Below are 20271 nucleotides of genomic sequence, written 5' to 3' on the forward strand. Positions count from 1 at the left end.
GAGCAGGTAGGGGATCGATTTCCAGTCTTTTCTGGCATAATCGCGCCCCCTTACGACCGGGTCAGAAAACCTTCATGATCGATTTATTCAGCGGACTGGATGCTTGGGTGCTTGTGAGCCTCTTGCTCGCCCTGACGTTTGTCCTCGCCTTCGAGTTCATCAATGGATTTCATGACACCGCTAACGCGGTAGCCACTGTTATCTACACCAAAGCCATGCCGCCCCACTTGGCGGTGTTCTTTTCCGGTGTGTTCAATTTCCTCGGCGTGCTGCTGGGTGGCGTTGGCGTGGCGTATGCCATTGTCCATTTGCTCCCGGTTGAGCTGCTGATCAATGTGAACACCGGCCATGGTCTGGCAATGGTGTTCTCGTTGCTCGCCGCGGCAATCGCCTGGAACCTGGGCACCTGGTACTTCGGTATCCCGGCGTCCAGCTCGCACACTTTGATCGGCTCGATCCTCGGTGTCGGCCTGGCCAACGCCCTGATCAACGATATTCCGTTGGCCGACGGCGTGAACTGGCAGAAAGCGATCGACATCGGCGCCTCGCTGGTGTTCTCGCCAATGGCCGGTTTCCTGATCGCCGCGCTGATCCTGATCGGCCTGAAGTGGTGGCGTCCGCTGTCGAAGATGCACAAGACACCGGAACAGCGCCGCAAGATCGACGACAAGAAGCACCCACCGTTCTGGAACCGCTTGGTCCTGGTGATCTCGGCCATGGCCGTGAGCTTCGTGCACGGCTCCAACGATGGCCAGAAAGGCATCGGCCTGATCATGCTGGTGTTGATCGGTATCGTGCCTGCACAGTTCGTTCTCGACCTGAACAGCACCACGTATCAGATCGAACGTACCCGCGATGCGACCCTGCACCTGAGTCAGTTCTACCAGCGCAACGCCGATTCGCTGGGTGAATTCCTGGCCCTGGGCAAGAGCGTGGAAGGCGATCTGCCGGAGAAATTCCGCTGCAACCCGCAGCAGACCGAACCGACCATCAGCGCCCTGCTGCACACCCTCAAAGGTGTTGCGGACTACCACTCGCTGTCGTCGGAAAGTCGTATCGAAGTGCGTCGTTACCTGCTGTGCCTGGACGACACCGCGAAGAAGGTTGGCAAGCTGCCTGGTCTGGAACCGCGTGAAAAGGCTGACCTCGATAAGCTGCGCAAAGACCTGACCACCACCACCGAATACGCGCCTTTCTGGGTGATTCTGGCGGTTGCACTGGCTCTGGGCCTGGGCACCATGGTTGGCTGGAAGCGCGTGGTACTGACCATCGGCGAGAAGATCGGCAAGCAGGGCATGACCTATTCCCAGGGCATGTCGGCGCAGATCACTACTGCCAGTCTGATCGGTATGGCCAACATTTTCAGCCTGCCGGTGTCGACCACTCACGTTCTGTCTTCGGGCGTGGCGGGCACCATGGTTGCTAACAAGAGCGGCCTGCAGGGTGGCACGGTTCGCACCATTCTGTTGGCTTGGGTGTTGACTCTGCCGGCGACGGTTGCGCTGTCGGCTGGGTTGTTCTGGCTGGCGTCGAAGGCGTTGGGTAGTTGATAGATAGCGGGACATGAGAAAGGCGCGATTCGAGAGGATCGCGCCTTTTTTTGTGTTTGGGGTTTTGGGATTGGGGGCATATCCGTTGTTGCGGGTGTTGCTGGTCAGGGTTCCGCCCTTACGGCAGTCACTTTTTCCAGACGCCGAAAAAGTAACCAAAAAGGCTTGCCCCGGCGTACGGCACTTCGCTGAGGCTCAGTGTTCCCTCGCTACGGTGGGGCAAAAGATTAAAAGCCAGAGCCAAAGCCAAAACAAGATCAAAAGCCAGATCAAAGGCCCCTCACCCTAACCCTCTCCCGGAGGGAGAGGGGACTGACCGAGGTGTTTGGGCGAGTTATGCCGACGTGAAATACCGAGTCGAACTCAGATTGTGAAACAGATCAAAAGCCCCCTCACCCTAGCCCTCTCCCAGAGGGAGAGGGCTAGGGTGAGGGGGGAGGTACGCCGACATGCGATATCGCATTGAACTCAGATTCTGAAAGGTCAAAAAATCGGCTCCCTCTCCCTCGGGAGAGGGCTGGGGTGAGGGGCGAATCCAACACCGAACCAAAGCCGAACACCCGCTCTTCACCACTCAACAGGATGAGCGTTAGCTCGGCTGCGGCTTTTGATCTGTAAGGCGACGTCGGAAGGCTGAGTGGAGGGATTGATCCGGGCGTGGGAGCGCAGCGACCGTTTGGCGCAGCCAAACACAGCGAGAGGAGGTGCAGCGAAGCAAACCGTAGGCGCTGCGCCCGGATCGACCCCGCAGCGAAGGAACCCCGAGCCCCAGCGAGCGGGCCGCACGCAGGAGCAAGCGTTTTTTGCTTACTTTTTTAGGCGCTTGTAAAAAAGTGAGTCGCCGTAAGGGCGAAACCCTAACCCGCCGTTACCGAAAAAACGGATATACACACCAAACACCCACAACATGGTCGGCCCAAAGGCCGCCAAGACACAAAAAAAAGGGGCAACCGAAGTCGCCCCAAAATGCCTTGCGTGCTCATCAATCCAGAAGAATCACTTCTTGCGCTTATTCGCATCCTTCCAGATAAAAAATCCAAACCCTGCAAAAAACAGAACCATCAGCCCTACAGTCAGGACCCCGGCAAACACCACGTTATCGAAAAACATGACTGGCCTCCTGGCCCCTGCTCTGCTGCGATGGAACTAAGTTACCAAACACACAGGCGCACAAATTGACCGGGATCAATACCAGCAAGGAAGGGAGATAAAGGAGGGGAATTAAATGACCTGCATCAACGGATGCAGGGGCAGATCAACGCTTTTTCGGCTTGTTTTTCGACTTTTTCTTGGTTTTCCCCAACGGCATCGCCTGCTCGAACGCCTGGCGCACTTCGTTCAGGCGCTTCTCTTTAATATCGTGCACGCGCTTGGCGCGCTCAGTGCCGAGGTCAATCAGTTTGTCGTCTTGGCTCATGGCGTCAGTACATCACTTGAAAGAATCACAACTGCCACATCACCGGCAGGACTGCGCCAATAATGCAACGTCACACCAGCGCTGACCAGCCGAAGATCAGATCTCGATATCGACCCACAAGCCCTGACGCGGCTGATCTTCCATCAGCGGCACCACCGGCACGGTGTTGTCGGCGTTGAGTTCGGTGCCCGGCACGGCCAGATGCTCTTCCGGGTCTTCGTCAGCCTCGCGGCGGCGGCGATCACGCTCCTGCTGGCGGCGCTGTTCTTCGCGCGCCAGCAATCGATCCTCTTCGGGATCGCGCTTTTGCAGATCGATTGTGCTTTCGTTGGAGCTTTCCTGCACCGGCACCACCGGAGGAATGTCCGGCCGCTGGCGGATCGGATCCTGCTGGGAAGTGATCGGCACAGCGCTCAGGGGGAGCATCGGTGGCAACATATATGGGGTCTCCTGTCAGCAGGCTATCGGCTGCGGCAAAGGCGCCTTGAGCCATCCGTCGCAAATCTGTGACGCACTTGGCACGTGTAGGAGCTGCCGAAGGCTGCGATCTTTATCAGACAGCTCAAACCTCAAGGGTTCTCAAAGATCAAAAGATCGCAGCCTTCGGCAGCTGCTACCCAGTAATCTTTGGCCCTGAAGCCCTCATTCCGTTAAGATAGCCCGCTTTTTCAAGGTGGGAGTCAGGCAGCATGGCGCAGCAGTATCAACCGGGGCAACGCTGGATCAGTGACAGCGAAGCAGAGCTTGGTTTAGGCACCGTTCTGGCACAGGACGGCCGCTTGTTGACCGTGCTTTACCCGGCCACTGGCGAAACCCGCCAGTACGCGCTACGGAATGCGCCCCTGACCCGCGTGCGGTTTTCGCCGGGCGACAGCATCACCCACTTCGAAGGCTGGAAGATGACCGTGCAGCAAGTCGACGACGTCGACGGGCTGATGGTCTATCACGGTCTCAACGGGCAGAACGAAGCCGTCACCCTGCCGGAAACCCAGCTGTCGAACTTCATCCAGTTCCGTCTGGCCAGCGACCGTCTGTTCGCCGGGCAGATCGACCCGCTGGCGTGGTTCTCGCTGCGTTACAACACCCTCGAACACACCAGTCGCCAGTTGCAATCCTCGCTCTGGGGCCTGGGTGGCGTGCGTGCGCAACCGATCGCGCACCAATTGCACATCGCCCGTGAAGTTGCCGACCGCATTGCGCCGCGCGTATTGCTGGCGGACGAAGTGGGTCTGGGTAAAACCATCGAAGCCGGTCTGGTGATCCATCGCCAACTGCTCTCGGGCCGCGCCAACCGCGTGCTGATCCTCGTCCCGGAAAACCTTCAGCACCAGTGGCTGGTGGAGATGCGCCGCCGCTTCAACCTGCAGGTCGCGCTGTTCGACGAAGAACGCTTCATCGAAAGCGATGCCGCCAACCCGTTCGAAGACACCCAGCTTGCACTGGTGGCCCTGGAATGGCTGGTCGACGACGAGAAGGCGCAAGACGCACTGTTCGCCGCCGGCTGGGATCTGCTGGTGGTCGACGAGGCGCACCACCTGGTCTGGCACGAAGAAAAAGCCAGCGCCGAATACTCGCTGGTCGAGCAACTCGCCGAAGTCATCCCGGGCGTGCTGCTGCTTACCGCCACCCCGGAACAACTCGGCCAGGACAGCCACTTCGCCCGTCTGCGCCTGCTCGACCCGAACCGATTCCACGACCTGGCGGCGTTCCGCGCCGAGAGCGACAACTATCGCCCGGTGGCCGAAGCCGTTCAGGAACTGCTCGACAAGGGCCGTCTCTCGGCCAAAGCGCACAAAACCATTCAGGGTTTCCTCGGCAACGAAGGCGAAGCCTTGCTGACCGCGGTCAACGACGGCGACACCGAAGCCAGCGCGCGCCTCGTGCGTGAACTGCTTGACCGCCATGGCACTGGCCGCGTGCTGTTCCGTAACACCCGCGCCGCCGTGCAGGGTTTCCCAGAGCGCAAACTGCACCCGTACCCGCTGCCGTGCCCGGACGAATACCTCGAGCTGCCGCTGGGCGAACACGCCGAGTTGTACCCGGAAGTCAGCTTCCAGGCGCAGCCAGACGCCAGCGAAGAAGAGCGCTGGTGGAAATTCGACCCGCGTGTCGAATGGCTGATCGATCAGCTGAAAATGCTCAAGCGCACCAAAGTACTGGTGATCTGCGCCCACGCCGAAACCGCGATGGATCTGGAAGACGCCTTGCGCGTGCGTTCCGGCATCCCGGCCACAGTGTTCCACGAAGGCATGAACATCCTTGAGCGTGACCGCGCTGCTGCGTACTTCGCTGATGAAGAGTTTGGCGCGCAAGTGCTGATCTGCTCGGAAATCGGCAGTGAAGGTCGCAACTTCCAGTTCGCTCACCACCTGGTGCTGTTCGATCTGCCGTCGCACCCGGACCTGCTCGAGCAGCGTATCGGTCGTCTCGACCGGATCGGCCAGAAACACATCATCGAACTGCACGTGCCGTACCTGGAAACCAGCCCGCAAGAGCGCCTGTTCCAGTGGTATCACGAAGCGCTGAACGCGTTCCTCAACACCTGCCCGACCGGCAACGCCTTGCAGCATCAGTTCGGCCCGCGCCTGCTGCCGTTGCTCGAAGAAGCCGACGACAGCGAGTGGCAAGCGCTGATCGACGAAGCGCGCAGCGAGCGTGAGCGTCTGGAAGCCGAACTGCACACCGGTCGCGACCGTCTGCTGGAGCTCAACTCCGGTGGTGCTGGCGAAGGTGAAGCGCTGGTCGAGGACATCCTTGAGCAAGACGATCAGTTCGCCCTGCCGATCTACATGGAAACCCTGTTCGACGCGTTCGGCATCGACAGCGAAGACCATTCGGAAAACGCCCTGATCCTCAAGCCGAGCGAGAAGATGCTCGATGCCAGTTTCCCGCTGGGCGACGACGAAGGCGTGACCATCACCTACGACCGCAACCAGGCGCTATCGCGCGAGGACATGCAGTTCATCACCTGGGAACACCCGATGGTGCAGGGCGGTATGGACCTGGTGCTGTCCGGTTCGATGGGCAACACCGCCGTCGCGCTGATCAAGAACAAGGCGTTGAAGCCGGGCACTGTGCTGCTGGAACTGCTGTATGTCAGCGAAGTGGTAGCGCCGCGTTCGCTGCAACTGGGCCGATACCTGCCGCCGGCCGCGCTGCGCTGCCTGCTCGATGCCAACGGCAACGACCTGTCGGCTCGCGTCTCGTTTGAAACGCTGAACGATCAGCTGGAAAGCGTGCCACGCGCCAGCGCCAACAAGTTCATCCAGGCCCAGCGCGATCAGTTGACGCCACGGATCAACGCCGGTGAAGACAAGATCGCCCCACGTCACGCCGAGCGCGTGGCCGAGGCCCGTCGCCGTCTGGCGGCCGACACCGACGAAGAACTGGCGCGCCTGACCGCGTTGCAAGCGGTCAACCCGACTGTGCGCGACAGCGAACTGGTGGCGTTGCGTGAACAGCGTGAGCAGGGTCTGGCGATGCTGGATAAAGCGGCGTTGCGTCTGGAAGCGATTCGGGTATTGGTGGCGGGCTAGACCGCCCCGCTCCAGCGCTGAAAACAACAAGGCCCGCAGTGATGCGGGCCTTTTGTTTGCCTGTTATTTATCCAGTGATGCTAATGGCCCTTTCGCGAGCAGGCTCGCTCCCACAGGGATTGTGTTCACGCTGGAGATCCACTGTGGGAGTGAGCCTGCTCGCGATAGCGGTTATGCAGTCGCCGCCACAACCTCTGGCTCAACCACCGCAACCAACCCCTCCTTCATCCGCTGCGCATCCCGGACAAAACACCGCGCGGCCAGAAACAGAAACACCATGGTCAAAAACAGCGCCACCGGAATCAGGTACATCGCATCATGCAGACCGACTGCCTTGAACGCCTCGGTCATCTGCTCAGCCCCCGCCGCCGCCATCGCGGTATGCGCAAAATGATCGGACAAGCCCCCCACCACCACCGGCCCCAAACCACCGCCGAGCAGATACAACCCGGCAAAGAACAACGCCATCGCCGTCGCCCGCAAACGCGGTTCGACCACGTCCTGAATCGCCGTATAAACACAGGTGTAGAAGTTGTAGGCAAACAGCCAGCCGACACTGAATACCGCGACAAACACACCAATCTCGATGCGCCCGGCATGCAGCGCCCAGGCCGTGCACAACGTCGAAATAATCAGACTGAACGCGGCGAACAACAACCGACCATTGGCCACACGCTGGTGAATCTTGTCGGCAATCCAGCCGCCCAGCGTCAACCCGACCAGCCCGGTGACGCCGACGATCATCCCGGTAGCCACCGCCGCCTCCTGCAACGGCATGAGGAAATAGCGTTGCAGCATCGGCACCAGAAACGAGTTGCAGGCATACGTTGCGAAGTTGAAGCACAACCCGGCCAGCACCAGCCAGAGAAAAGTCGGTACCGCGAGAATCCGCCGGATCGGCCTGTCGACCTTCTCTTGCGAAACCTGCACGGTCTCCGCTGCGCCGCGCTTGGGCTCTTTAATAAAGAACATGAAGATCGCGAGGATCAGCCCCGGCACTGCCGCAATAAAGAACGGCGCACGCCAGCTGTCAAACGCCTTCACCATCCAGCCAATGGTGAAGAACGCCAGCAACAAGCCCAACGGCAGACCGAGCATGAAAATGCCCATGGCCCGCGCCCGACGATGGGCCGGAAACAGATCGCCAATCAGCGAATTGGCCGCCGGCGCATAACTGGCCTCGCCGATGCCGATGCCCATGCGCACGATCAGAAAACTCCAGAAACTGCCGACCAGACCGTTGACCGCCGTCAGCGCACTCCACGTCGCCAGGCCCCAGCCCATCAGTTTGCTGCGCGAGCCGGTGTCAGCCATCCGCCCCAGCGGCAGGCCGGCAATCGCGTAAACAATGGTGAAGGCGGTGCCGACGATCCCCAGTTGGAAGTCGCTGAGGTGCCATTCCATGCGGATCGGCTCGATGATGATCGCCGGAATGGTGCGGTCGAAGAAGTTGAACAGGTTGGCGAGGAACAGCAGGAACAGAATGCGCCAGGCATTCGCCGCTTGGGTCGAGTTCTGCATGGGTCCGTCTCTTTATTGTTATAGGGCTTCACTGCCAACGCATCCGAGCCCGGAACCTGCAATCTAGTCAGCCAGGACGGGGCTGTCTGTGATCATTCGTCTGCCTGATATCGGACCATGGCACTGTAACGAAACGTAAGCCCTTGATAAGCCTGCAATCCCCCGAAAACCGGGGCTTTTGCGGCAAAACCTTGCCACAAAAAAATAGTTTCGCGCCCCCCTTCCCAAGTCTGCGGCAAAGCCTAGAATGGCCGCCGGATCCGTCCGGATCTCCCGATCAATCCCTTTGATACCCTCGCCCATGTCTGAAGTCAGTCCGTGTCTGAATTGCGGTGCCTGCTGTTCCCATTTTCGCGTGTCTTTCTTTTGGGGTGAGTGTTCATCTTCCGGCGGCACGGTGCCCGATGAACTGGTCACACAGATCAGTCCCAGCCGGGTGGCAATGAATGGCACCGACTGCAAATCGCCGCGCTGCACGGCGTTGGTCGGCGAAGTCGGCAGCGAGGTGAAGTGCTCGATTTATGAATTGCGCTCCAGCCCCTGCCGCGAATTCGAATCGTCATGGGAAAACGGCGAACAGAATGTCGACTGCGACAAGGCCCGAGCGCGTTTCGGTTTGCCACCGCTGCAACCGGACTGGGCGCAAATCCCTTTCGAACAGATCGCTTGAGCCTTTAGCGCCAATCGCTATGACGCTAATGCCGAAATCATTAGCGCCAATGTGCCACTACCCCTTCCAGGCCAAAAACCGCCTCTATACTCCTGTCATTCGCCTGCGTTCACCGCGCAGTCAGGACGACTTCAGAGACGGGGCATGCTATGGAGTGGCTTGGTTTGCAGTTTGTTACCGAGCTGCCGGAGAGCGGGCAGGTCATCCTCGATTGCAGTCACAACCCTCTCCTGGTGATGGTTGCGTATCTGGTCGCCTGCGCAGCCAGTTTCGCTACTCTGGATATGGCTGAGCGCGTTGTAAATGCCGAAGATCCGGGGTCGCGGCGGATCTGGCGCTGGATCGGCGCGACCTGCCTGGCCGGCGGCATCTGGGCCATGCATTTCATCGGCATGCTGGCTTTCCAGACACCCATCGACATTCAGTACGACCTTGGCATCACCCTTTTCTCGTTGCTGATCGCCCTGCTCGCCTCTTGGCTGGCCATGCAAACCCTTAGCGAAGCGCAGCCGAGTGCATTGCATTGCTTGAAAACCGCGTTTGTCATCGGCCTGGGCATCGCCGGCATGCATTACGTTGGCATGGCGGCGATGAAGTCGAGCGCCACCGCCTACTATCAGCCAGTACTGTTCGCGCTGTCTGTGGCGATCGCCATCGGCGCCAGTTTCGCCGCGCTGTGGGTGGCCCGCTATCTGAGCGAAGGCAGCGGCGTGGCGCATCAGTTGCTCAAGTACAGCGCTGCACTGATTCTCGGCGCCGGCATCATCAGCATGCATTTCACCGGCATGGCTGCGCTGGATCTGGTTCTTCCCGAAGGAGACCTGACAGCGAGCGGCGGCGATAACGGGCATCTGCAACTGGGCCTGACCGTGGCGCTGATCATCCTGCTGATCCTTGGCAGTGCGATCAGTGCAGGGCTGGCCGACAAGAAACTGCAAAACAAAGAAGAGGATCTGCGCCGGCTCAACGCCTTGCTCAGTCAACTCGATCAGGCGCGCATGTCACTGCAACAAGTGGCCAACTACGACGCCCTGACCAACCTGATCAACCGTCGTGGTTTCAACCAGATCTTCGCCGAGAAACTCAGCCAGAAAACCAGCGAAGGCGGCATGCTCGCGGTGATGTTTCTCGACATCGACCACTTCAAGCGGATCAACGACAGCCTCGGCCATGATGCCGGTGACGAGTTGCTCAAGGTCATCGCCCAGCACATCAAAGGCTCGGTGCGCAGCCATGAAGACGTGGTCGCGCGCTTCGGCGGCGACGAATTCTGCATCCTCATTAACCTGCGTGAGCGCGAAGAAGCCCGCAATATGGCGCAGCGCATCATGCTCAAGATGAAAGAGCCGATCGAGTTGGCCGGACGTCGCATGGTGATGACCACCAGCATCGGCATCAGTCTGTTTCCGGAAGATGGCAGCACCTGCGAAGAACTGCTCAAGCACGCCGATCTGGCGTTGTATCAATCCAAAGGCGCGGGACGTAATGGCCTGCACTTTTTCAGTTCCAACCTTAAGACCCGCGCCAGCTTCGAGCTGCAACTGGAAGAAGAACTGCGCCACGCCCTGCGCGAGGAAAACGGTCTGACGCTCTATTACCAACCGATCTTCGAACTGAAAACCGGCCGTGTCACCAAACTCGAAGCGCTGATCCGCTGGCAACATCCTCTGCACGGTTTGCTGACCCCGGATCGCTTTATCACCATCGCCGAAAACAATGGCCTGATCGCCGAACTGGACAACTGGGTGCTGCGCCGCGCATGCAAGGATCTCGGTGAATTGTCGCGGCATGGCTGCGAAGAACTGAAAATTGCCTGGAACTGCTCGCCGCTCAATCTCGCACGGGAAGAACTGGCCACGGAAATCGAAAGTGCCTTGCGCACTGCCGGGGTCGCACCGGAACGCCTGGAACTGGAAGTCACCGAAAACGCGTTGATGGGCAACATCGCCAACACCCTGGTGCTGCTACGGCAGATCCGTGCGCTCGGGGTGTCGTTGTCGATCGACGACTTCGGCACCGGCTATTCCTCACTGGCCTACCTCAAGCGCCTGCCGCTCAACACCTTGAAGATCGACCGCTCGTTCATCCTCGACATTCCCACGGCCACGGCCGACATGGAGATTGTCCAGGCGATCATCGTCATGGCGCACACCCTGCATTTGCAAGTGGTGACCGAAGGCGTGGAAAGCCTGGAGCAGTACGAATTCCTTGAACGCTCGGGCTGCGACTTTATTCAGGGTTACCTGCTCAGCCGCCCGGTACCGCTGGACGAGCTGCGCCCGGTGCTGGAAGAAATCAATCAGCGCGAGCATTCACACGCGGTCAATCCGTTGATTCTGGCGCGCGGTACATTTGCACCAGTGTCGCTGGATCCTGCGCCAAATAGCCTTGCGCCCCATGCAGGCGCATCAGTTGTGCGGCCAATCCGCTGATCGGCGTCGCCGAGCCTTGTTCGCGGGAAAACTTCACTGCCGTATCGAGATCCTTGAGCAAGGTGCGCACGTGCCACTTGATCGGTTCGAAACGGCTTTCGGCCATTTGCGGCGCAAGAATTTGCAACGGTTTTGAATCGGCGAAACCGCCGGCCAGGGCTTCGGCGATCAGGCTGGCATCGACGCCAGCCTGTTCGGCCAGTGCCACCACTTCGGCAATCACCAGCGCATTGCAGGCAACGATCATCTGGTTGCAGGCCTTGGTCACCTGGCCCGCGCCTATGCCACCCATGTGCGTGACCCGTTGACCGAGGTTGAGCAGCACCGGGCGCACGCGTTCAAGATCTGCCGCTTCACCACCGACCATGATCGCCAGGCTACCGGCTTCGGCGCCGACCACGCCGCCCGACACGGGTGAGTCCAGCCAGCTCATCCCGGTTTTATCCGCCAGCGCCGCCGCCATCTCGCGAGTGGCTGTTGGTTCAAGGCTGGAAAAATCCACCAGCAACTGGCCGCTTTTCGCCCCTTCGGCGATACCGCCAGCGCCAAACACCACCTCACGAACCACTGTCGTATCGGCCAGACACAACATCACCACGTCGGCGTATTCGCACAATTCAGCAGCGGTCGCCACCTGCCGGGCACCGGCCTCGACCAGTGGCGCGCACTTGGCCGGGTTGCGATTCCACACGGTCAGCGGGTAACCCGCAGCCAACAAACGGCGGCACATGGGCAGGCCCATCAGACCGATTCCGGCGAACCCCAACGAAGGTAGCGTTGACATCATTTTGCCTCTTTTCGATTAAAGATCGCCGAATAATGGCCGATTCATCAACGATCAGGAAAGGATTCCCCCCAGCGACAGTCAGGCCAAAACCCTGATGCTCGGGCTCAATTCGCGCAATTAAAAGACGCGAGATCTTATTCCGTGAGGTTCGCAGGCAACTGGCCCGCGAGCCAACCCAGTCCAGGTATATGGCGCACAATGAATTCTAAAAACAATCCCGCCACTGCGGTAGCCGATCTGACTTTGAGCCCTGCCGCCAACAGCCCGTCATCGTCGAAGCCATTGGTCCCGTCGCGCCCGCTGTCGACTCAGCAATACCTGTACTTCACCGAAACCAATACCGACCGCATCCTCGACAACCTCGACGGCCTGCGTGATCTGGTGTTCCCGCGTCCGCCGCACTTGGAAGGCGACAACGAACAGCACAACGACCAGGAATTCCCTTCGGTGTGCCTGATCGGCCTCGGTCGCTGCGGCTCGAACATCGCCCTCGACGTCGCGGAGCTGGTGTACAACGCGCGCAAGTTCTACCTCAACGAATTCAATAACGAAGATCGCGCGGCGGATCGCCGCCTGGCCGACAAGGGCTACAGCCCGGCGCAGTGGATCAAGAACAACCTGCGCATCGGCCCAAACAAATCGACCAAACCGGTGTTTCTGGTCGAACCACTGGTGATGCTCGGCGACCTCGACAAGGACATCGCCGGGCGCATCCGTTTCTCGCGCAAAGGCGAGAAAAGCGGCTTCCTGCGCGACTACAGCAAAATGAAGATCATGGACTTGTCCGAAGTCCACGCCGGTGGCGCCGGTAACGCGCCGATCCTCGGCCAGTACCTGGCGAAGATCATCCTCAACAAGGACACTCAGCGCTTCTCCAGCCCAGACTGGAAAATGATCCACTCGTACCTGATCGACAGCTGCGGCATCAAGGCCAACCAGTCGCGCCTGTATTTCTCGATCTTCAGTGCTGGCGGCGGTACCGGTTCCGGCATGGCCTCGGAGTTCGGCCTGGCCCAGCAGCACTCGTACATGAACAAGACGTTCGACACCAAGCCGATGGACGAGCATGACGGCAAGAGCGGGCATTCGTTCGTGTTCGAACCGATCTTCACCAGCGGCATCTGCGTGCTGCCGAACATCTCCGATCACCGCAGCGAAATGTCCGAGGCGCTGCACATCAACGCCGGTCGCCTGCTGTGCAAATATCTTTCGGAAGAATGGGATTTCTCCTACAACTTCGCCAACGAAGACAGCAGCGAAGCCAGCGTCATGGGCCGTATCCGCCCTTGGAACGCGATGATGTTGATCTCCAACGACATCATGCGTTACGCCGAAGAAAGCGACGACGGCAACATCCAGAACATTGATGTCAATGCCATGGAAAAGCACGCCAACCAGTACATCTCGCAGCAGATCTTCAACATTCTGACGGCGCAGGCTGTCACCACGGACTACGACCAGAACTACTTCCGCCGTGCCGGTATCGACATTGGCGAAACCATTCGCCTCGACGCCAACGACCTGTTCATGAGCCTGGCCGGCCCGGTGGCGATTGCCTACGCCGAATCGGTGGTGCCGGAAACGCCGCCGCCGAGCAGCGACAAATTCAAGGTGTTCGACAAAGAGCCGCAGCGCCTGAACATCGACGACCTGTTCTTCCGTTCGATCGACCTGCCGCACTTCAACAAAGTGACCCAGGCGATTGAAGGCATCAGCCTGTTGCCAATCGAGTCCAAGCGTTATCGCGCGTCGCTTGAGCAGTACAAGAATTCCGGCTACGACGCTGCGGCGCTGCACGACCTGCACTTCTTCAAGAACTGCTCATCGGTGGTCTCGATCGTCTCGCTGCCGAAAGACTACAAGCTGTCGTACATGGACCTGAACCGGTTGAAGACTCACCTGAACAGCCTGTTCCCGAATACCACGCTCAAGCGTTACGCACTGGTAATCGGCGCCTCGGCCAACCTGTCGCTGACCACATTGATCGCGAAGAGCCCGTGCCTCTCGGATGACTTCCTGACCCTGATCGTCGCGTTCATCAAACGCTGCTTCGCGAAGAACCCGTACCGTTTCGACGAGACCCTGGACAACTCGATCCTCGATTTCATCATTAATGAAGAGTTCGACGAAGACCGCATCGACGACCTGCTCAACGAGTTCGAAAACCCGGCGAAGATCCTCGATACCAACTGGTACGCGATCAAACCGATGTACGAGAAGAAGTACCGCGAGCTGATCAACGACAAAGAGAAGTTTGTCTCGATCAATGACATTCGTTTGTCGCGCGATTGCGTGAAGAAGTCGATCAAATACCTGCGCGAGATTTACCGTCACCGGATTGGCAAGACCAAGGTTATTTCGCTGAATAACCATACCGGCAAGTCGTTCTCGGTCTGATCCAGGATCGAGTCGCGGCAATCGCGAGCAGGCTCACTCCTACAATTGGAATGCGTTCCCCTGTAGGAGTGAGCCTGCTCGCGATGGCCTTTTCAGACGAAAGAAATCTCGAATCCAACATCCAGAAACAATTAAGCAGCCGTTAGGCTGCTTACTAAACTGTTCCCGTTACGTTTACGTCACCGTGAGCCCACCCGCGCTTGTGGTGTTTCTCTACGGCAACGTGCCATCACGCTACTCCGCTACACACTTTTCGCCGATGACCGGACGCACCATCAAGGTGCGACGCCAGTAGCGACCGCCCTTTCCTGGACCAGAATCCACGGCCGAACTACCACTGCCCACATCTCGGGATCGCGCTCGAAAAGATCCAGCGCCCGCGTTTCAGACAGCTTGGCGACCCTGTCTTCAGCCAGCCAGGCAGCCACTTTCTCGCCATCATCCGACGCCACGGCCTCAGCGGCAGCGATCAAATCCAGCGCTGGGTCGACCCACAATAGGGCACCCTTAGCGAAGAACGGCTCCAACTCTTTCCAGGTAATAGATGCGGTTTCACCAAGCAGCTTGGCATAGAGGGTGCTAGGTTCTTGATTCATGGGTGCTGTCCGGAAAAGAAATCGACGCGAATAATAACGTTGGTGGTCCGCCAGCAAAACCCGGTTGCAAATGGCTGCACCGAACGAAAAGAGCAGGAACGCCAGGGAATGCTGCTGATTGGGCTATATGCCCACGAACGCCCCGCCGCAATTCTGTCTTTTTCATTCAAAAATGCGACACCCCCAAGTTTTGCCCCTCGGCGCCCGCTTCCCAGGCTGACAACCGGCGCTCTACACTGTACCGGTACAGTTGCCGGGGGCATTTCCGGAGGGTATCGCAAAGATATCTGACCCGGTTCTGCTGCTACGGCGCCAGAACTCAAAAAAATTACAACAGTAAGAGTGGAGCACTATGACTAAGGCTACTAAGCAGATTTCCAAACTGTTTGCCGCTATGGTTCTGGCCGGGGTTGCCAGCCATTCGTTCGCAGCTGACACCATCAAAATCGGTATCGCCGGCCCTAAAACCGGTCCAGTAGCCCAGTACGGCGACATGCAGTTCAGTGGCGCGAAAATGGCCATCGAGCAAATCAACGCCAAGGGCGGCGTCGACGGCAAGAAACTCGAAGCCGTTGAATACGACGATGCCTGCGATCCAAAACAAGCGGTAGCGGTCGCGAACAAGGTCGTCAACGACGGCGTCAAGTTCGTCGTCGGTCACCTGTGCTCCAGCTCCACTCAACCGGCTTCGGACATCTACGAAGACGAAGGCGTGATCATGATCACCCCGGCTGCCACCAGCCCGGACATCACCGCCCGTGGTTACAAAATGGTCTTCCGTACCATCGGTCTGGACAGCGCCCAGGGCCCTGCCGCCGGTAACTACATTGCCGATCACGTCAAACCGAAAATCGTCGGCGTGCTGCACGACAAACAGCAGTACGGTGAAGGCATCGCCACCGCGGTGAAATCGACTCTCGAGAAGAAAGGCACCAAGGTTGCCGTGTTCGAAGGCGTCAACGCCGGCGACAAAGACTTCTCGGCGATCATCGCCAAACTCAAACAAGCCAACGTCGACTTCGTTTACTACGGCGGCTACCACCCGGAGCTGGGTCTGATCCTGCGTCAAGCACAGGAAAAAGGCCTGAAAGCCAAGTTCATGGGTCCGGAAGGCGTGGGTAACGATTCCATCACCCAGATCGCCAAGGATGCGTCCGAAGGTCTGCTGGTGACCCTGCCAAAATCCTTCGACCAGGATCCGGCCAACGTTGCTCTGGCTGATGCATTCAAAGCCAAGAAGGAAGATCCGAGCGGTCCGTTCGTGTTCCCTTCCTACTCGGCGGTGACTGTAATTGCCGAAGGCATCAAGGCAGCCAAGTCCGAAGACGCGACCAAAGTGGCTGAAGCCATCCACGCCGGGACCTTCAAGACCCCGACTGGCGACCTGAGCTTCGACGCCAAGGGCGACCTCAAAGACTTCAAATTCGTGGTCTACGAGTGGCACAACGGCAAACCTAAAACTGAAGTATCGCCTCAGTAAGGCGCTGCCTGACTGACTGCCAATAAAGCCCACGGCGTGCCGTGGGCTTTGTTTTACGAATGTATTGGGCCGCGCTGGCGTGATCCGCCAGTCTCCCCACCTGAAAATCTCAAAACCGTCATCAGCGGTTCGCTGGCAAAACCCGGATTCGAAGTGGATAAAGATCCACGGGGCCGGGCGGGAAAATGACTCCACCAGTGAAATGCGTATCAGGTTTTTAGGAGCGCTGTAATGCCTGACATCTATCACTTCTTCCAACAGCTGGTTAACGGCCTGAACGTTGGCAGCATGTATGCCTTGATCGCCATCGGCTACACGATGGTCTACGGCATCATTGGAATGATCAACTTCGCCCACGGCGAGGTGTACATGATCGGCTCTTACGTGGCGTTCATCGCCATCGCCGGGTTGACCATGATGGGACTCGACAGTGTCCCGCTGTTGATGACGGCGGCGTTCATCGCCAGCATCGTCGTCACCAGTTCCTACGGTTACAGCATCGAACGCATTGCCTACCGCCCCCTGCGCGGCAGCAACCGTCTGATCCCGCTGATTTCCGCGATCGGTATGTCGATCTTCCTGCAGAACACGGTTCTGCTGGCGCAAGACTCCAAGGACAAAGCTATCCCCAACCTGATTCCGGGCAACATTGCCTTCGGCCCAGGTGGCGCACAAGAAGTGCTGATTTCCTACATGCAAATCGTGGTGTTCGTGGTGACCCTGATCGCCATGCTCGGCCTGACGCTGTTCATCTCCCGCTCTCGCTTGGGTCGCGCCTGCCGCGCCTGCGCCGAAGACATCAAGATGGCCAACCTGCTCGGCATCAACACCAACAACATCATCGCCCTGACCTTCGTCATTGGTGCCGCGCTGGCAGCCGTTGCGGCTGTGCTGCTGAGCATGCAATACGGGGTGATCAACCCGAACGCCGGTTTCCTCGTCGGCCTCAAAGCCTTCACCGCAGCGGTACTTGGCGGTATCGGCAGCATCCCCGGCGCCATGCTCGGCGGGTTGGTGCTGGGGGTGGCGGAAGCGTTTGGCGCCGATATCTTCGGTGACCAATACAAGGACGTCGTGGCTTTCGGCTTGTTGGTTCTGGTGTTGTTGTTCCGTCCGACCGGCATTCTGGGCCGTCCGGAGGTTGAGAAAGTATGACTAGGAATCTTAAACAGGCGCTGTTCAGCGCTTTGCTGGTGTGGGCCGTGGCCTACCCGGTACTCGGTCTGAAACTGACCATCGTCGGCATCAACCTGGAAGTGCACAACACCAGCCCGACCGTGCTGGCGACCATCGCCATCTGTTCGGTGCTGATGTTCCTGCGCGTGCTGTTCAACCAGCAGATCAGCAAGGCCTGGCGCTCATCGCCGGGCCTGCCGCTAATTCCGGCCAAGGCGAGTAACTTCCTCACTCTGCCAACCACCCAGCGCTATTTCATCATTGCGCTGATCCTGCTGGCACTGGTGTGGCCGTTCTTCGGCTCGCGTGGGGCGGTGGATATCGCAACGCTGATCCTGATCTACGTGATGCTTGGCCTCGGCCTGAACATCGTCGTCGGTCTGGCCGGTCTGCTCGACCTCGGTTACGTCGGCTTCTATGCCGTCGGCGCCTACAGCTACGCGCTGCTGTCGCACTACTACGGCCTGAGCTTCTGGATCTGCCTGCCGATTGCCGGCCTGATGGCCGCGACGTTCGGCTTCCTGCTGGGCTTCCCGGTGCTGCGTTTGCGCGGCGACTATCTGGCGATCGTGACCCTCGGCTTCGGCGAGATCATCCGTCTGTTCCTGCGTAACCTGACCGACATCACTGGCGGTCCGAACGGCATCAGCAACATCGAGAAACCGACGTTCTTCGGTCTGACCTTCGAACGTAAAGCCGCGGAAGGCATGCAAACCTTCCACGAGTATTTCGGCCTGCAATACAACTCGATCAACAAGGTGATCTTCCTCTACCTCGTTGCCCTGGTGCTGGCGCTGGCGGCGCTGTTCGTCATCAACCGTTTGCTGCGCATGCCGATCGGCCGTGCGTGGGAAGCGTTGCGTGAAGACGAAATTGCCTGCCGTGCGCTGGGTCTGAATCCAACGATCATCAAGTTGTCCGCGTTCACCCTCGGCGCTGCATTCGCCGGTTTCGCCGGTAGCTTCTTCGCCGCCCGTCAGGGTCTGGTGACCCCGGAATCGTTCACCTTCATCGAGTCGGCAATCATCCTCGCCATTGTGGTGCTGGGCGGTATGGGCTCGCAGTTGGGTGTGATCCTGGCTGCCGTGGTGATGATTCTGTTGCCGGAAATGATGCGTGAGTTCAGCGAGTACCGGATGTTGATGTTCGGTGCGCTGATGGTGCTGATGATGATCTGGCGTCCACAAGGTCTGCTGCCGATGCAACGCCCACACATGGAGTTGCGAAAATGAGCCGCGAGATCCTTAAAGTCGAAAACCTGAGCATGCGCTTCGGCGGTTTGCTCGCGGTCAACGGTGTGGCCCTGACCGTCAAAGAGAAACAGGTGGTTGCACTGATCGGGCCCAACGGCGCCGGCAAGACCACCGTGTTCAACTGCCTGACCGGTTTCTATCAGCCAACCGGCGGTAGCATCCTTTTGGACGGCGAGCCGATTCAAGGCCTGCCGGGCCACAAGATCGCCCTCAAAGGCGTGGTGCGCACGTTCCAGAACGTGCGCCTGTTCAAGGACATGACGGCGGTCGAGAACCTGTTGATCGCCCAGCACCGTCACCTGAACACCAACTTCCTGGCCGGCCTGTTCAAGACCCCGGCGTTCCGCAAAAGCGAGCGCGAGGCCATGGAGTTTGCCGAGTACTGGCTGGAAAAGGTCAACCTGAAGGAGTTCGCCAACCGTACCGCCGGCACCCTGGCTTACGGTCAGCAACGGCGTCTGGAAATCGCTCGCTGCATGATGACCCGTCCGCGGATCCTCATGCTCGACGAACCGGCTGCCGGTCTGAACCCGAAGGAAACCGAAGACCTCAAGGCGCTGATCAGCGTGCTGCGTGAAGAGCACAACGTCACCGTGCTGCTGATCGAACACGACATGAAACTGGTCATGAGCATTTCCGACCACATCGTCGTGATCAACCAGGGCACGCCTCTGGCCGACGGTACGCCAGAACAGATCCGCGACAATCCTGAAGTGATCAAAGCCTACCTGGGGGAAGCGTAAATGCTGCAGTTCGAAAACGTTTCCACCTTCTACGGCAAGATCCAGGCCCTGCACAGCGTCAACGTCGAAGTCCGTCAGGGCGAGATCGTGACCCTGATCGGCGCCAACGGTGCCGGCAAGTCGACGCTGCTGATGACACTTTGCGGTTCGCCGCAGGCGCACAGCGGCAGCATCCGCTACATGGGTGAGGAGCTGGTCGGCCAGGACTCGTCGCAGATCATGCGCAAAAGCATCGCGGTGGTGCCGGAAGGTCGTCGGGTGTTTGCCCGTCTGACCGTTGAAGAAAACCTGTCCATGGGCGGCTTCTTCACCGACAAAGGCGACTATCAGGAACAGATGGACAAGGTTCTCGGACTTTTCCCACGCCTGAAAGAACGCTTCAACCAGCGCGGCGGCACCATGTCCGGCGGCGAACAGCAAATGCTCGCCATCGGCCGTGCGTTGATGAGCAAGCCCAAGCTGTTGCTGCTCGACGAGCCGTCGCTGGGCCTGGCACCGATCATCATCCAGCAGATTTTCGACATCATCGAAATGCTGCGCAAGGACGGTGTGACGGTGTTCCTGGTCGAGCAGAACGCCAACCAGGCGCTGAAAATTGCTGACCGGGCGTACGTTCTGGAGAACGGCCGTGTGGTCATGCAAGGCACCGGTGAAGCGCTGCTGACCGACCCGAAAGTACGGGAGGCGTACCTCGGCGGTTGATGTGTTTCGCT

16 protein-coding genes are annotated in these 20271 nt (G+C 59.0%); 10 read left to right on the forward strand and 6 right to left on the reverse strand.

Annotated features, from left to right (window positions below):
- Positions 1-74 precede the first annotated feature (74 nt).
- Positions 75-1550 (forward strand): inorganic phosphate transporter, encoded by a 1476-nt coding sequence (locus ACI514_RS18855; protein ID WP_034153067.1) that lies wholly within the window; start codon positions 75-77, stop codon positions 1548-1550.
- 996 nt (positions 1551-2546) lie between these two features.
- Here ACI514_RS18855 and ccoM read toward each other — a convergent pair.
- From ccoM to ACI514_RS18870, 3 genes are all read right to left on the reverse strand, one after another.
- Positions 2547-2660, reverse strand: a complete 114-nt coding sequence (ccoM, locus tag ACI514_RS18860; protein ID WP_003222396.1) for a cytochrome c oxidase subunit CcoM — start codon at positions 2658-2660, stop codon at positions 2547-2549.
- Between the two features lie 145 nt (positions 2661-2805).
- Entirely contained in the window at positions 2806-2967 is a 162-nt protein-coding gene (locus ACI514_RS18865; RefSeq protein ID WP_405122191.1) for a hypothetical protein, read from the reverse strand.
- Positions 2968-3063: 96 nt separating this feature from the next.
- Positions 3064-3405, reverse strand: coding sequence for a hypothetical protein (locus tag ACI514_RS18870; protein ID WP_003222394.1), 342 nt, complete (start codon positions 3403-3405; stop codon positions 3064-3066).
- Between the two features lie 251 nt (positions 3406-3656).
- Here ACI514_RS18870 and rapA point away from each other — a divergent pair, with 251 nt between their 5' ends.
- Positions 3657-6503 (forward strand): RNA polymerase-associated protein RapA, encoded by a 2847-nt coding sequence (gene rapA / locus ACI514_RS18875; RefSeq protein ID WP_008082238.1) that lies wholly within the window; start codon positions 3657-3659, stop codon positions 6501-6503.
- Positions 6504-6674: 171 nt separating this feature from the next.
- Here the strand turns inward: rapA and ACI514_RS18880 are convergent, their stop codons facing one another.
- Positions 6675-8024, reverse strand: coding sequence for a spinster family MFS transporter (locus ACI514_RS18880; RefSeq protein WP_405122192.1), 1350 nt, complete (start codon positions 8022-8024; stop codon positions 6675-6677).
- A 301-nt stretch (positions 8025-8325) separates the two neighbouring features.
- On the opposite strand from ACI514_RS18880, the gene ACI514_RS18885 reads away from it, so the two are divergent.
- Both ACI514_RS18885 and ACI514_RS18890 read left to right on the forward strand, forming a co-directional pair.
- Complete coding sequence (locus tag ACI514_RS18885) at positions 8326-8694, forward strand: YkgJ family cysteine cluster protein (RefSeq protein WP_007918504.1); 369 nt, start codon at positions 8326-8328, stop codon at positions 8692-8694.
- A 149-nt stretch (positions 8695-8843) separates the two neighbouring features.
- Complete coding sequence (locus ACI514_RS18890) at positions 8844-11126, forward strand: putative bifunctional diguanylate cyclase/phosphodiesterase (protein ID WP_405122193.1); 2283 nt, start codon at positions 8844-8846, stop codon at positions 11124-11126.
- On the opposite strand, the gene ACI514_RS18895 is transcribed toward ACI514_RS18890, so the two are convergent.
- Positions 11017-11913, reverse strand: a complete 897-nt coding sequence (locus ACI514_RS18895) for an NAD(P)-dependent oxidoreductase (protein ID WP_405122194.1) — start codon at positions 11911-11913, stop codon at positions 11017-11019. The genes ACI514_RS18890 and ACI514_RS18895 overlap by 110 nt on opposite strands.
- Before the next feature lie 198 nt (positions 11914-12111).
- Here ACI514_RS18895 and ACI514_RS18900 point away from each other — a divergent pair, with 198 nt between their 5' ends.
- Positions 12112-14310, forward strand: a complete 2199-nt coding sequence (locus ACI514_RS18900; RefSeq protein WP_160056408.1) for a hypothetical protein — start codon at positions 12112-12114, stop codon at positions 14308-14310.
- A gap of 275 nt (positions 14311-14585) precedes the next feature.
- Here ACI514_RS18900 and ACI514_RS18905 read toward each other — a convergent pair whose 3' ends face one another.
- A complete protein-coding gene (locus ACI514_RS18905) occupies positions 14586-14906 on the reverse strand; it encodes a DUF2288 domain-containing protein (protein ID WP_405122195.1) in 321 nt (106 codons plus the stop codon).
- A 352-nt stretch (positions 14907-15258) separates the two neighbouring features.
- On the opposite strand from ACI514_RS18905, the gene ACI514_RS18910 reads away from it, so the two are divergent.
- The 5 genes from ACI514_RS18910 (at position 15259) to ACI514_RS18930 (ending at position 20260) form a co-directional block, all read left to right on the forward strand.
- The gene (locus ACI514_RS18910; protein WP_095138462.1) at positions 15259-16386 is read left to right on the forward strand and encodes a branched-chain amino acid ABC transporter substrate-binding protein; all 1128 of its coding nucleotides are present in this window, start codon (positions 15259-15261) and stop codon (positions 16384-16386) included.
- Between the two features lie 231 nt (positions 16387-16617).
- Complete coding sequence (gene livH / locus ACI514_RS18915; protein WP_007918526.1) at positions 16618-17541, forward strand: high-affinity branched-chain amino acid ABC transporter permease LivH; 924 nt, start codon at positions 16618-16620, stop codon at positions 17539-17541.
- Complete coding sequence (locus tag ACI514_RS18920) at positions 17538-18794, forward strand: high-affinity branched-chain amino acid ABC transporter permease LivM (RefSeq protein ID WP_160056404.1); 1257 nt, start codon at positions 17538-17540, stop codon at positions 18792-18794. The genes livH and ACI514_RS18920 overlap by 4 nt, the downstream gene beginning before the upstream one ends.
- The gene (gene livG, locus ACI514_RS18925; RefSeq protein WP_077571419.1) at positions 18791-19558 is read left to right on the forward strand and encodes a high-affinity branched-chain amino acid ABC transporter ATP-binding protein LivG; all 768 of its coding nucleotides are present in this window, start codon (positions 18791-18793) and stop codon (positions 19556-19558) included. Before ACI514_RS18920 ends, livG begins: the two co-directional genes overlap by 4 nt.
- Complete coding sequence (locus tag ACI514_RS18930; protein WP_008082262.1) at positions 19559-20260, forward strand: ABC transporter ATP-binding protein; 702 nt, start codon at positions 19559-19561, stop codon at positions 20258-20260. It abuts the gene before it with no gap.
- The last annotated feature ends 11 nt before the right edge of the window (positions 20261-20271 follow it).

Source organism: Pseudomonas sp. M20, from assembly GCF_045037865.1.
Taxonomy (GTDB): domain Bacteria; phylum Pseudomonadota; class Gammaproteobacteria; order Pseudomonadales; family Pseudomonadaceae; genus Aquipseudomonas.

What these genes read in the sequence shown, in the direction of transcription:
- ccoM (WP_003222396.1), bottom strand. Translation starts at nt 2,660, where the DNA reads ATGTTTTTCGATAACGTGGTGTTTGCCGGGGTCCTGACTGTAGGGCTG.
- ACI514_RS18920 (WP_160056404.1), top strand. Translation starts at nt 17,538, where the DNA reads ATGACTAGGAATCTTAAACAGGCGCTGTTCAGCGCTTTGCTGGTGTGG.
- livH (WP_007918526.1), top strand. Translation starts at nt 16,618, where the DNA reads ATGCCTGACATCTATCACTTCTTCCAACAGCTGGTTAACGGCCTGAAC.
- ACI514_RS18895 (WP_405122194.1), bottom strand. Translation starts at nt 11,913, where the DNA reads ATGATGTCAACGCTACCTTCGTTGGGGTTCGCCGGAATCGGTCTGATG.
- livG (WP_077571419.1), top strand. Translation starts at nt 18,791, where the DNA reads ATGAGCCGCGAGATCCTTAAAGTCGAAAACCTGAGCATGCGCTTCGGC.
- ACI514_RS18885 (WP_007918504.1), top strand. Translation starts at nt 8,326, where the DNA reads ATGTCTGAAGTCAGTCCGTGTCTGAATTGCGGTGCCTGCTGTTCCCAT.
- ACI514_RS18855 (WP_034153067.1), top strand. Translation starts at nt 75, where the DNA reads ATGATCGATTTATTCAGCGGACTGGATGCTTGGGTGCTTGTGAGCCTC.
- ACI514_RS18930 (WP_008082262.1), top strand. Translation starts at nt 19,559, where the DNA reads ATGCTGCAGTTCGAAAACGTTTCCACCTTCTACGGCAAGATCCAGGCC.
- ACI514_RS18910 (WP_095138462.1), top strand. Translation starts at nt 15,259, where the DNA reads ATGACTAAGGCTACTAAGCAGATTTCCAAACTGTTTGCCGCTATGGTT.
- ACI514_RS18905 (WP_405122195.1), bottom strand. Translation starts at nt 14,906, where the DNA reads ATGAATCAAGAACCTAGCACCCTCTATGCCAAGCTGCTTGGTGAAACC.
- ACI514_RS18900 (WP_160056408.1), top strand. Translation starts at nt 12,112, where the DNA reads ATGAATTCTAAAAACAATCCCGCCACTGCGGTAGCCGATCTGACTTTG.
- ACI514_RS18865 (WP_405122191.1), bottom strand. Translation starts at nt 2,967, where the DNA reads ATGAGCCAAGACGACAAACTGATTGACCTCGGCACTGAGCGCGCCAAG.
- rapA (WP_008082238.1), top strand. Translation starts at nt 3,657, where the DNA reads ATGGCGCAGCAGTATCAACCGGGGCAACGCTGGATCAGTGACAGCGAA.
- ACI514_RS18870 (WP_003222394.1), bottom strand. Translation starts at nt 3,405, where the DNA reads ATGTTGCCACCGATGCTCCCCCTGAGCGCTGTGCCGATCACTTCCCAG.
- ACI514_RS18890 (WP_405122193.1), top strand. Translation starts at nt 8,844, where the DNA reads ATGGAGTGGCTTGGTTTGCAGTTTGTTACCGAGCTGCCGGAGAGCGGG.
- ACI514_RS18880 (WP_405122192.1), bottom strand. Translation starts at nt 8,024, where the DNA reads ATGCAGAACTCGACCCAAGCGGCGAATGCCTGGCGCATTCTGTTCCTG.